Genomic DNA, 12,560 nt, shown 5'->3' on the forward strand with positions numbered 1-12,560 from the left:
ACCCCTGTTACCGCCGTGAAAGGGCGGTGTCCTGGACCACTAGACGAATGGGACGTAACGTTCTTGCCTCGTCGAGGTGGCGCGTATATTACAAAGACCCTCCCCCTTCGTCAACCCCCTGCTTCAACAGGATTTTTCCGGCGTTGGCCAAGTGCATCCACCACATGCTTGTGGTCACGCCCTGACGCCCGCATTCTTGGGGTATGTACCGGGTTTCGCGTGAAGACCGGCAGTCACTCTTTTCGAATTGCCGCGCAGGAGAACTTGCTTGCAGGTTCACACGAGCGCCATTCGAGAAACGCATAGATAGAGAGAAGAGATCATGAGCGAACAAGACCCGCAGACTCAGGACAAGCTGATTCGCAGTGAAGAGGAGTGGCGCAAGCGCCTGACGCCGGAGCAATACCGGGTGACGCGCGAGGCAGGGACCGAGCGCCCCTTCACTGGCGATCACGAAGTCAGCCCGACGCCGGGTACCTATCACTGCATCGCCTGTGACGCCAAGCTGTTCGACAACGACACCAAGTTCGACTCCGGCTGTGGCTGGCCGAGCTTCGACCGCCCCTATGCCGATGCCGCCGTCGAGGAGCACTTCGATACCAGCCATGGCATGCGTCGCGTGGAAGTGCGCTGTCGCCGTTGCGAGTCCCACCTGGGGCACGTCTTCCCGGATGGCCCGACTGACACCGGTCAGCGCTACTGCATCAACTCCGTCGCGCTGCGCTTCAAGCCGATACGTGCCTGACACCCGGGACATGGAGAGTCGACAGAGCGCTGAGGCAGTGATGACCGGATAGCGCGCCTCCATGGCCAGGCCGCCTCTGATAGAATGCGTCGCCATACGCGTCCCCTCCTCTGCCGCATGCCATGTAGCGCCATCCCTGATGGATGAGCGCCTTTCCTGGCATGCGGGAAGAAGGAGGCAGGACAGAGGTCACAGAACAACCGTCATACCCCTGACGGCAGGAGAGAAGCGACATGCTGGGCTGGTATCCGGGACATATGCACAAGGCACGCCGTCAGATAAAGGACGCGCTGCCCGAGATCGACGTGGTCATCGAAGTCCTCGATGCCCGCCTCCCCTACTCCAGCACCAATCCGGTGCTGTCCGAACTGACCCGCCACAAGCCGGTACTCAAGCTGCTGTCTCGCGCCGATCTGGCGGACCCGGCACGCACGCGCGAATGGGTCGAGTATTTCGATGCCCTGCCCAACACCCGTGCACTGGCGATCACCACACTTGAGGCGCGTGACCTCAAGCAGATTCCGCGGCTATGCCGCGAGATGGCCGGTCATATCCGCGTCGATCGTGATGCGCGCGTGATGGTGATGGGCATCCCCAACGTCGGCAAGTCGACGCTGATCAATGGCCTGGCGGGTCGCAAGATCGCCAAGACCGGCAACGAGCCCGCCGTCACCAAGCGCCAGCAGAAGATTCGCATCGACGGTGGCATTGCCCTGATCGATACCCCCGGGGTGATGTGGCCGAAGATCGAAGACCAGGCCAGCGCCTATCGCCTGGCCGGCAGTGGCGCGATCCGTGACACCGCCATCGATTACACCGATGTGGCGGTGATCGTCGCGGCGGAGCTGGCCAAGCGCTACCCCACGGAGCTGACCGCACGCTACAAGCTGAAGTCACTGCCGGCCTACAGCGCCAACCCTGACGCCGAGCGAGTCGAGAGTGATGGCCCGCGCAAGGTCGATCTGATGGCGCTGTCCGGCTTCAATGGAGTCGCGATTCTGGAAGAGATAGCCAGCAAGCGCGGTGGCCTGCGTGCCGGTGGCATCATCGACCTGCACCGCGGTGCCGAGGTGCTGCTGCATGAACTGCGCGACGGCAAGCTCGGGCGCCTGACACTGGAAACACCCGCCGACATTCCTGCCGAGCCGGTGCCGGAAGCCAGTGGCGAGACAGAAGATGGAGCCGAAACGCGTGAGCAAGAGAGCGAATAACGCTACCAGAACAAGGCGCTAACGCGACTCTCGTCTGGCTCCCGTCCGCGGAACACGCCTGAATTCCAGTTGAAAATCCCGCCAGAAAACCTCTGGCGGGATTTTTTTCTGCCTGAACATCTCAAACCACAAATTTAACCACGCTATTGGCCCTTGGCCGTGGCGCGGCAGGCCAGCGGCGCGATATGCTGGACGCTCGCCCCTACACCTTACGTGACGGAGATCTACGGAAAGCATCATGGATACCGAGCAAAGAAAGCCCCGCGAAATTCGCAAGTCACACAAGCTGGACAACGTCTGCTATGACATTCGCGGGCCGGTTCTCGAACACGCCAAGCGTCTCGAGGACGAGGGCCATCGCATTCTCAAGCTCAATATCGGCAACCCGGCGCCCTTCGGCTTCGAGGCACCGGAAGAGATTCTGCAGGACGTGATGCGCAACCTGCCGACAGCGCAGGGCTATTGTGATTCCAAGGGGCTTTACTCTGCGCGCAAGGCGATCATGCAGGAGTGCCAGCGCAAGGATATCCAGGGTGTCGGGATCGAGGACATCTACATCGGCAACGGCGTCTCGGAATTGATCGTGCTGGCCATGCAGGCATTGCTCGATGATGGCGACGAGCTTTTGGTACCGGCGCCGGATTACCCGCTATGGACTGCTGCCGCCAACCTGGCCGGTGGTCGCGCCGTGCACTATCTGTGTGACGAAGCGCAGGACTGGGCGCCCTCCATCGAGGACATCCGCGCCAAGGTGACCAGCCACACAAAGGGCATCGTGCTGATCAATCCGAACAACCCGACCGGCGCGGTCTATCCGCCCGCGGTGGTGAAGGACATCCTGCAGGTCGCGCGCGAATTCGGTCTGGTGGTGTTCTCTGACGAGATCTACGACAAGATCCTCTACGACGGTACCGAGCACGTCTCCACCGGCGCGCTGGCCGATGACCTGCTGGTCGTGACCATGAACGGTCTGTCCAAGAGCTACCGCTGCGCGGGCTTCCGCTCCGGCTGGATGATTCTCTCCGGCGACAAGCGCCCGGCGGCCGACTTCATCTCCGGCCTCGACATGCTGGCTAGCATGCGCCTGTGCGCCAATGTGCCGGCGCAGCACGCCATCCAGACGGCGCTCGGCGGCTATCAGTCGATCAATGATCTGGTACTGCCGGGCGGACGCCTGCTGGCCCAGCGTGACGCGGCCTGGAAGAAGCTCAACGAGATTCCCGGCGTCAGCTGCGTGAAGCCCAAGGGCGCGCTCTACATGTTCCCGCGGCTCGACCCCGAGATGTATCCCTTCGAGGACGATCAGCAGATGGTGCTGGAGCTGTTGCTGGAAGAGAAGATGCTGCTGGTGCAGGGCACCGCCTTCAACTGGCCGAATCCGGACCACCTGCGCATCGTCACCCTGCCCTACGCCGACCAGCTGGAAGAAGCCATCGAACGCCTCGGCCGCTTCCTGGCGCGACGTCGCAAGGCCTGACATCGGCCCAGCCCCCGTGATCAAGGGGCTACGCAGATCGCCTCCAGTGGTGATACCTTGCTGTCCTTGCAGACCGTCCTTGCAGACTGTCGACGCAAATTCTGCCCGCGCTGCCGCCAGTGATTCATCTCACTGTCAGTATCGCGGGCAGATAATTGCGCCCTACCGATATATTGGCATTGGAGACCTGACCCCATGATGCGGATAGCCCTTTTCCTGATCACCAACCTGGCGGTGGTGCTGCTGGCCAGTGTCACGCTGCGCCTGCTGGGCTTCGATGGCTACATGGAAGCCAACGGCATCAACTACACGGCGCTGCTGATCTTCTGCTTCATCATCGGCATGGCCGGTTCCGTGATCTCGCTGTTCCTGTCCAAGACGATGGCCAAGTCCTCGACCGGCACCGTGATCATCGAACAGCCGCAGAACGACACCGAACGCTGGCTGCTGGACACCGTCGGAGAACTGGCGCGCGACGCTGGCATCAAGATGCCGGAAGTCGGCATCTTCCCGGCGCAGCAATCCAATGCCTTCGCCACCGGCTGGAACCGCAATGATGCGCTGGTCGCCGTCTCGGCCGGCCTGCTCAATCGCATGCGCCCCGAGGAAGTGCGCGCCGTGCTGGCGCACGAGATCGGCCACGTCGCCAACGGCGACATGGTGACGCTGACGCTGATCCAGGGCGTGGTGAACACCTTCGTGATGTTCTTCGCGCGTATCGCCGCACATGCCATCGACGCCTTCCTCAAGCGCGATGACGAGAACGGCGGCCTGGGCTTCTTCGGCTACATGGCGGTCGTGTTCGTGCTGGAAATGGTGCTGGGCCTGGTGGCCTCGATGATCGTCGCCTGGTTCTCGCGCTGGCGCGAATACCGTGCCGATGCCGCAGGCGCAGGCCTGGCGGGCAGCGGCTCGATGATCAACGCCCTGGCTCGCCTCAAGCAGGAACATGAGCTGCCGGACCAGATGCCCGACACCATGACCGCCTTCGCCATCACCACCGGCAAGAGCCGCAAGCTGATGGAACAACTGTTCGCCAGCCACCCGCCGCTGGATGACCGTATCGCCGCGCTCAAGGCCGCTGCCTACAAGTAAGCTCCGCCAATCCTGCACGGCCTGATTGGCCCCTGCAGACAGCAAAAAGCCCGCCACGTGATCCACGTGGCGGGCTTTTCTGTCAGTGGGCGCCGCTCGACATGCCGCCCCTCACGCCAACGCTTCCCACCCCGACAGCCCCAGCAGATTCACGGCAGCGTCGAGGCCGATCTGTTGCATCTCGCCCACGTTCAGCGAGTCACCCCGCAGGGCGCCCTCGATCCACAGGCCATCGACCAGCCCATTGAGCGCGATGGTCAGATGCTGCAGCCGGGTCTCGTCTTCCTGACGCCCTTCCGCCACCAGAACGTCCTCCACCAGATGACGGAACAGCTCGGTCGTTTCGCGATAGGCCTCGCGGCGAATCTCGGCCATGCGAGGGTCGCCATAGGTGAGCGGCAGAAAGTTGGCCCACAGCAACAATGTCTGCGGCGTCACGATCGGCGGTGACAGATTGGCCTCAAGAAAGGCCTTCAACCTCGCATGCGGTGCCAGCTCTCGCCCTTCTATCGTGTCGGAGGCATCGGACAGCAGGCGCTCAAGAAAGCGGCGATAGGCCGCATAGAGCATGTTGTCCTTGCCTTCGAAATAGAAGCGGATCAACCCATTCGAGACACCGGCATATTCGGCGACACGCCGCACTGTCGTGCGCGAGATTCCCTCGCTGGCAATGCAGGTCAGGGTCGCTTCGATCAGGTCATCCTCTCGGGCATTGTTGTCTCGACGACTGGCCATGGAACGTGAATTACCCCTCGCGCAGAATCGGATTGGTCAGGCAGGTGGGGCCACCTTCGCACGCCATGCACAGGGCGTCACCTTCAAAAGTGCGCACACGTATGCCGGCGGCTTCCATCATGGCACGCGTGCCGGGGAAGCCATCGATCATCACGCAATCGTTCGGCGCCAACGGCATGACATTCAGGCTCAGGCCCAGCGACTGATGGAACTCCTCTTCCGGGGCAATCACGAAGCGGATACCGCGCGCTTTCATCAAGGTCCAGAGTGCGGCAGGGATCAACTTGGGATGTACCAGATAGGTGTCATCCGCCAGCGGCGAGATAACCGACATCAGATGCAGGCAGGCCGCCTCGCCCTCCCAGACGGGCAGGTCGAAGCCCAGCACCTCGATCCCGTGCGGATTGAGCAGCGCGTTGAGCTGACGCACGCCCTCCCGATTGGAGCGGAAGCCCATGCCGACGACAAGGGTGTTCTCATCCAGCCACAGGGTGTCGCCCCCCTCGATGGCCGCCTCACCTTCCAGGTGACCGATGACCGGAATGCCGGCCTGCTCATAGACCTGACCATGCCGGTTCGGTTCGTCCTTGCGCAGCGGCTTGCCCATCTGGAACAGCACGGCGCCAGCACGCGTCACCACCGAAGCATCGCGGGTGAACATGGCATCTGACAGCCCGTCATTGGTGTCCTCGAGCCAGACGATCTCGGCACCGCTCTCCTCCACCATCTCGACCAGGGCCTGGTACTGACTGATGGCTTTCTCGGCATTGAAGTAGTGGTTGTAATGCCAGACCGCCGGATCGGCATTGCGCAGGCTGTCGCCAGGACGACGCATCAGGACACGCGTCATTCGAGCGGCCATTGAGTGGCAACCGAACCGGGAGGAGGCGGGGGTATTCGACATGGAGGAAACCTCATTTTGATGGTCTGTCAGTCGCAATTGACTCGAATGTTATACAGATGCATAATTTTTATACAGATGCATAGTCTTATACAGGCACATGACTTTATGCAACTGCATAGTCTTATACAGGCACATGACTTTATGCAACTGCATAGTCAGTACCCGAGTGCATAACAACAAGATCAATCAGAGGACTCGCGCGTGCCTCACTCCCCTGCCACCCCGTTGACCGACAAGAATGACGATGCCGTCATCGACATTCGCGGACTCTGGAAATCCTTTGCTGGACGCGAAGTCCTCAAGGGCATCGACCTCACCGCCCAGCGTGGTGACGTGATCTCACTGATCGGCAGCAGCGGCTCGGGCAAGTCCACCCTGCTGCGCTGCATCAACCTGCTCGAGACACCCAGCGACGGGTCCTTGCGCCTGCTGGGCGAGGACGTGGCGCTGCGGCGGCGCGGCCAGCGACTCGAACCCGTCAATCGCCGACAGCTGCGTCTGCTGCGAGCTCGCCTGGCGATGGTCTTCCAGAACTTCAATCTCTGGCCTCACATGAGCCTCGAAGCGAACCTCATGGAAGCGCCGATGCAGGTGCTCGGTCAGTCCCGCGCAGAAGCTCGGGAGCATGCTCACCAGCTGCTGGAGCGCGTCGGGCTGTACTCCCACCGCCAGGCCAACCCGAGAACGCTTTCCGGCGGCCAGCAGCAACGTGGCGCCATCGCCAGAGCCCTGGCCATGTCGCCGGAGGTGCTGCTCTTCGATGAACCGACCTCGGCACTGGACCCCGAACTTGTCGGCGAGGTGCTCGAGGTGATGCGCGACCTGGCTGCCGAAGGGCGCACCATGGTCATCGTCACCCATGAGATGAAGTTCGCCGCTGACGTCGCGAACAAGGTCATCTTCCTCGACCAGGGCAACATCGAGGCCCAGGGCACCCCCGACCAGATATTCCGCTCCCCCTCTTCCGAGCGCCTCAAGCAGTTCATCGGCTCGATTACCTGAACCAGGAGAAGACCAACAATGAAAACCCTGTCCGCTATCGCATCTCTCGGGGCCATCGCCCTGTCTCTGAGCACCGTAGCCCAGGCCGACGTCGTACGTGTCGGCTTCGCCAGTGAGCCCTACCCGCCGTTCGCCACCCTGCAGTCGGATGGCAGCGTGACCGGCTGGGAAGTCGATATCGCCAATGCCGTCTGTGCCGCGGCAGAGCTTGAGTGCGAGATTGTCACCTCCTCCTGGGATGGCCTGATTCCGGCGCTGACCACGCGCAAGATCGATGCGATCGCCGCTTCACTCTCCATCACCGAGCAGCGCCGCAAGGTCATCGACTTCTCGGACAAGTACTACCAGACCAGCGCTGCCGTCATGGGTGCCAAGGGCGACGAGATCACGCCGACGCCAGAAGGACTGGCCGGCAAGACACTGGGCGTGCAGTCGGCCTCCATTCATCAGACCTATGCCAAGCGCCACTTCCCCGACACTCGAGTGCGTGAATACCAGACCCAGGATGAGGCCAACCAGGACCTGTTCGCCGGACGCATCGATGCCACCCTAGCCGACATCCTCGTGCTGGATGACTATCTCGCGAGCGACGATGGCGAACTGTGCTGTGACATGAAGGGCAATGTCGCGCACGACGAGAGCATCCTGGGGTCCGGCGTCGGATTCGGCGTGCGCAAGGGCGACAGCGAGCTGCTGGAGCGCCTGAATGCCGGTATCGCCGAGATTCGTGCCAGCGGGCGTTATGACGAGATCAGCAAGCAGTACTTCGACTTCGACATCTACGGAGATTGAAGCCGCCCTCGTCTCGACTTCGCCATACCGCATGAGGAAATTGCATGGCTGACTATCGCAACATGAGCATCGGCGAGCTGCTGTCGCTGACGCCGCCGGGCTGGGGAGGCGCTCTGCTGGATGGTCTGGTGCTATCGCTGCAGGTAGCGGCGAGCGGCTATCTGATTGGCCTGGTGATCGGCATGGCGGGCGCTGCGGGCAAGATCTCGGGTGGCCCCGTCACCCGGGATCTGCTCACCGGCTATACGACGGTGATACGCGCGGTTCCCGAGCTGGTACTGATCCTGCTGGTGTATTTCGCGGCGCCGGATGCCCTGAACCATCTGGCGAGCGCCGTCGGCCTCGGCCCCCTCGAGATCAGCCCCTTCGTCGCCGGGGTGGCCGTCATCGCTCTGGTGCAGGGCGCCTATGCCACCGAAGTCATCCGCGGTGCCATCAATGCCATCCCCAAGGGAATGCATGAGGCCGCACTGGCGCATGGCATGGCGCCCTTCACCATCCTGCGCCGCATCACGCTGCCATTGTTGCTGCCAGGCGCCCTGCCGGGCCTCTCCAATCTATGGCTGATCGCGACCAAGGACACGGCTTTGCTGGCGGTCGTGGGCTTCACGGAGCTGACACTGGCCTCGCGTCAGGCGGCCGGCTCCACCCGTCATTACCTGCTGTTTCTCGGCGCCGCGGGGGTGCTTTATCTGATCGTATCGCTTGCCTCCAACCTGCTGTTCAAGACACTGGAACGTCGCATGGACAAGGGGGCCCACCATGGCTGAGCCCAGACTTCCGCCCCATCGCCTCATCCTGATCGCGATTGTCGTCGCCATCCTGGTGGCGATCGGCACCCAGATGCACTGGGAGTGGGTCGCCCAGTACCGCGGTGAGATCGTCAAAGGCGTACTACTGACGCTCTTGTTGCTGGTCTCCACCAGTGTGGCGGGCTTCCTGCTGGCCATCCCGCTGGGGCTGGCACAGGCACGTGGGCCGCGTCCGCTGGCGTGGCTGGCGCGAGGGTTCTGCAATCTGATTCGCGGTACCCCATTGCTGCTGCAGCTGTGGATTCTCTACTACGGACTGGGGTCTCTGTTTCCGTATATTCTCGGCTTGCGTGGCAGCTGGTTATGGCCGGTGCTGGCAGATCCGTGGATCTACGCCTTCTGTGCCTTGACCCTGTCGTTCGCGGGTTATGAAGGCGAGATCATGCGCGGCGCCTTTGCCGGCGTACCGCGCGGCGAACTTGAAGCGGCTCGCTCGCTGGGCATGTCTCCCTTCAGCATTCTCCGGCGCATCTGGCTGCCCAGAGCCGTACAACGGGTATTGCCCACGCTGAATGGCGAGTTGATCATCCAGCTCAAGGCGACGCCACTGGTCGCGACCATTTCCGCCATCGATACCTATGCCGTCTTCGGGCGTATCCGCCAGGAAACCTATATCGTCTACGAGCCGCTGCTGCTGATGGCCTTGATCTATCTCGTCATCGCGGGACTGATCACCCTCGGCTTTCGCACACTCGAGAAACGCCACGCTTCATGAGGCCTGACATGCAACGTACCCTCGATATCCTCACTCGCCTCATCGCCTTCGATACCACGTCGGACCGCTCCAATCTGGCGTTGATCCACTTCGTGCGTGACCTGCTGGCCGAGCACGGTATCCAGGCGACCGTGCTGGCGAATGCCGAAGGCGACAAGGCCTCACTGCTGGCGACGATAGGGCCGCCTGTCGCCGGGGGCGTGGTGCTTTCCGGTCACACCGACACCGTGCCCGTCACGGGGCAGACCTGGTCGCAGGACCCGTACCAGGCCACGCTCAAGGAGGGGCGCCTGTACGGTCGCGGCTCGGTGGACATGAAGGGCTTCATCGGCCTTTGCCTGGCGATGGTGCCGCAGTTTCTCGCATCGCCTCTCAAGCGGCCGATCCATCTCGCCTTCTCCTATGACGAAGAAAGCACCTGCATGGGCTGCCTGCCGCTGATCGACCACATGCGCGAGACACTGCCCGAGGTCGCCGCCGTCATCATCGGCGAGCCGACGCAAGGCCGCGTGGTGTCAGCGCACAAGGGCGTGCACTCCTGGCGCACGGAGGTGACGGGCGTCCCGGCCCATTCGAGCCGGCCAGACCTTGGCGTCTCGGCCACCTTCTACGCCGCGCGCATCATCTCGGAACTCGAACGCACGGCAAACGAGCTGCGCACTAATGCCATCCGGGGAGAGCTGTTCGAGCCGCCCTATTCCACCCTGCACGTCAGCGCCATGCAGGGCGGCAATGCCCCCAATATCATCGCCAAGGACGCTCGTCTGCATTGGGAGCTGCGCAATCTGCCCAGTGATCCGCCTGACGCGGTGCGTGCACGCTTCGATGACTTCACCGCGCAACTGGCGCGCGAGATGCAGCAGCATTCAGCCGACTGCCGCATCCAGACACTGGAGGACTATGCCTCGGTGCCGGCACTCACCCCGGAACCCGACGGCAAGGCTGAGGCGCTGGCCTTCGCCCTGACGGGACAGAGTGAGCGCTGTGGCGTCGGCTTCTGCTCGGAAGCGGGCTGGTTCCAGGATCGCGGCTTCTCCACCGTCGTGTGTGGGCCGGGCTCCATCGCACAGGCCCACAAGGCAGACGAATACATCGAGATGGCGGAACTTGAGCGATACCGTGACTTCCTCGCGCGCCTCATGCAGCACCAGTGCGCGGATTGAGCGCTGAGAACAACGGTTTCGCCCTGACCTTGAGCCGTAAAAAAGCCCGCCACGTGATCCACGTGGCGGGCTTTTTTATCTATCCCTCAGGATCGAGTCAGCGTGACTCCGAGGTCTCGTGGGGCGTATCCAGCACCAGTGACTCGGCCAGCGGCGTCGGCTCCACGCCTTCAGTCCCCTCGCCTTCTTCAAGGCGCTCCAGTTTGAAGCCGACCATGGCGTAGGCCACTGCCAGCGCCAGGTTGATCAGGTTGAACAGTGCAAAGGGCAGGTAGCTCAAGGTCGCGACGCCCAGGGTGGCCGCCATGTAGGCACCGCAGCTGTTCCAGGGAATCAGCGGCGAGGTGATGGTGCCGGAGTCTTCCAGCGCGCGTGACAGGTTGACCGGCGCCAGGCGGCGGCGACGGAACTCGGCGCGATACATGCGCCCCGGCAGGATGACCGAGATGTACTGATCCCCGGTCACCACGTTGGAGGCCAGGCAGGTGCCCAGCGTGGTGATGACCAGCGAACCGGCATTGCGTGTCGCGCCCAGAAGGCTCTGTACCAGACGCTCCAGCAGACCGAGGCGTTCGATCACGCCGCCGAAGGTCATCGCCGACAGGATCAGCCACACGGTGTTGAGCATGCTGCTCATGCCGCCCTTGGAGAGCAGCGAGTCGATCACCTCATCACCGCTGTGGGAGACATAGCCATCGAACATCGACATCCACACGCCCTTGAGCAGCGCCATGGCGGTGGACATGTCCGTGACGCTTGCCAGCCCCACCACCGCCTGCGGCTGGAAGATGACCGCGAAGACGGCGCCCAGCGCCGCGCCGATGAAGATGGCCGGGAAGGCGGGCATCTGACGCACGGCCATCACCAGCAGCACCAGGAGCGGAATCAGCAGGTGCAGGCCGATGTTGAACTGCTCGCCCAGCTGGGCACGCAGATTGGCGACCTGCTCCGGCGTCTGCAGGCTGGAGACGGAGTCATGGCCGAGCCACAGAAAGCCTGCCAGCGCGAGCAGGATGCTGGGCACGGTCGTCCACAGCATGTGACGAATATGCGCGAACAGCGTGGTGCCGGCCGCTGCCGGCGCCAGATTGGTGGTATCGGACAGCGGCGAGAGCTTGTCACCGAAGTAGGCTCCGGAAATCACCGCGCCGGCGGTGATCGCCTCGGACAGCCCCAGGCCATCGGCGATACCGATCAGGCCGATGCCGATGGTACCGGCGACCGTCCACGAGCTGCCCACCGACAGCGCCACCAGCGCGCACAGCAGACAGGCGGAGGCATAGAAGTACTGCGGCGCGATCACGTCCAGACCGTAATAGATCATCGCCGGCACGGTGCCGCCGAGAATCCAGGTGCCGATCATCGCGCCGACCGCCAGCAGGATCAGGATCGCACCCAGCGAGATCTGGATGCCCTTGTTGATCCCCTCTTCGATATCGCTCCAGCGATAGCCGTTCTTGAGACCGATCAGGCCCGCGATCATCGCGCCGGACAGCAGCGCGACCTGATTGGGCCCCCAGGAGGCATCGGCACCGAACAGCACCACCGCCAGCACCAGCATGGCGATGACCAGCACGATGGGAATCAGGGCATCCAGCAGAGAAGGCGGACGATAGCCGCTGTCCTCAGCAGAGTTATCAGGGTGTTGTTGCATTCAAGACACCATCTTCAAGAAATGAGGACGCCGACACGCCGCGTGGTGACGGGCATGGCAGAAGACACGGAGAATGGGGAGCAACGCCGCGGCGTCAGGCGGGGCATGCCGTCAAGGCCAGCCCCGGCGCGTGTCGCCAAGCGATCTGGGGCGCATTATATCGACCAAGGTCGAAGACCGAAACGGTCAGGGATTCAGGCATGCGGCAAGGTCCTCATCCATCAAGCGACCTCCACAACGCGAACGCCCCCGCCA

At 62.7% G+C, this 12,560-nt stretch carries 12 protein-coding genes; 9 read left to right on the top strand and 3 right to left on the bottom strand.

The features are described 5' to 3' along the window. Positions 1 to 322: 322 nt before the first annotated feature. From msrB to htpX, 4 genes are all read left to right on the top strand, one after another. Positions 323 to 745 carry a peptide-methionine (R)-S-oxide reductase MsrB gene (msrB, locus tag QD208_RS10665; RefSeq protein ID WP_043334292.1) on the top strand — a complete coding sequence of 141 codons (423 nt, stop codon included), beginning with the start codon at positions 323 to 325 and terminating at the stop codon, positions 743 to 745. 233 nt (positions 746 to 978) lie between these two features. Then, positions 979 to 1,956, top strand: coding sequence for a ribosome biogenesis GTPase YlqF (ylqF, locus tag QD208_RS10670; RefSeq protein ID WP_043334293.1), 978 nt, complete (start codon positions 979 to 981; stop codon positions 1,954 to 1,956). A 238-nt stretch (positions 1,957 to 2,194) separates the two neighbouring features. Then, complete coding sequence (locus QD208_RS10675; protein WP_225347204.1) at positions 2,195 to 3,433, top strand: pyridoxal phosphate-dependent aminotransferase; 1,239 nt, start codon at positions 2,195 to 2,197, stop codon at positions 3,431 to 3,433. A 195-nt stretch (positions 3,434 to 3,628) separates the two neighbouring features. After that, positions 3,629 to 4,528 (top strand): protease HtpX, encoded by a 900-nt coding sequence (gene htpX, locus QD208_RS10680; protein WP_107336103.1) that lies wholly within the window; start codon positions 3,629 to 3,631, stop codon positions 4,526 to 4,528. Positions 4,529 to 4,639: 111 nt separating this feature from the next. On the opposite strand, the gene QD208_RS10685 is transcribed toward htpX, so the two are convergent. Together QD208_RS10685 and QD208_RS10690 are read right to left on the bottom strand one after the other, a co-directional pair. Then, on the bottom strand, positions 4,640 to 5,263 hold the full coding sequence (locus tag QD208_RS10685; protein WP_043334296.1) for a TetR family transcriptional regulator C-terminal domain-containing protein: 624 nt from the start codon (positions 5,261 to 5,263) through the stop codon (positions 4,640 to 4,642). A 10-nt stretch (positions 5,264 to 5,273) separates the two neighbouring features. Beyond that, positions 5,274 to 6,167, bottom strand: coding sequence for an arginine deiminase family protein (locus QD208_RS10690; protein ID WP_279836776.1), 894 nt, complete (start codon positions 6,165 to 6,167; stop codon positions 5,274 to 5,276). Between the two features lie 201 nt (positions 6,168 to 6,368). Between QD208_RS10690 and QD208_RS10695 the strand changes: the two genes are divergently transcribed. From QD208_RS10695 to argE, 5 genes are read left to right on the top strand one after another with little or no spacing between them, the layout of a single operon-like run. After that, entirely contained in the window at positions 6,369 to 7,169 is an 801-nt protein-coding gene (locus tag QD208_RS10695) for an amino acid ABC transporter ATP-binding protein (protein ID WP_279836777.1), read from the top strand. An 18-nt stretch (positions 7,170 to 7,187) separates the two neighbouring features. Further along, positions 7,188 to 7,961, top strand: coding sequence for a transporter substrate-binding domain-containing protein (locus tag QD208_RS10700; protein WP_248380800.1), 774 nt, complete (start codon positions 7,188 to 7,190; stop codon positions 7,959 to 7,961). A gap of 44 nt (positions 7,962 to 8,005) precedes the next feature. Beyond that, entirely contained in the window at positions 8,006 to 8,731 is a 726-nt protein-coding gene (locus QD208_RS10705) for an ABC transporter permease subunit (protein WP_043334300.1), read from the top strand. Further along, complete coding sequence (locus QD208_RS10710) at positions 8,724 to 9,488, top strand: ABC transporter permease subunit (protein ID WP_279836778.1); 765 nt, start codon at positions 8,724 to 8,726, stop codon at positions 9,486 to 9,488. Before QD208_RS10705 ends, QD208_RS10710 begins: the two co-directional genes overlap by 8 nt. A gap of 8 nt (positions 9,489 to 9,496) precedes the next feature. Beyond that, complete coding sequence (argE, locus tag QD208_RS10715) at positions 9,497 to 10,651, top strand: acetylornithine deacetylase (protein ID WP_279836779.1); 1,155 nt, start codon at positions 9,497 to 9,499, stop codon at positions 10,649 to 10,651. 97 nt (positions 10,652 to 10,748) lie between these two features. Here argE and nhaC read toward each other — a convergent pair whose 3' ends face one another. After that, a complete protein-coding gene (gene nhaC, locus QD208_RS10720; RefSeq protein WP_279836780.1) occupies positions 10,749 to 12,305 on the bottom strand; it encodes a Na+/H+ antiporter NhaC in 1,557 nt (518 codons plus the stop codon). Positions 12,306 to 12,560 lie beyond the last annotated feature (255 nt).

Source organism: Cobetia sp. 29-18-1, from assembly GCF_029846405.1.
Lineage (GTDB): Bacteria > Pseudomonadota > Gammaproteobacteria > Pseudomonadales > Halomonadaceae > Cobetia > Cobetia amphilecti.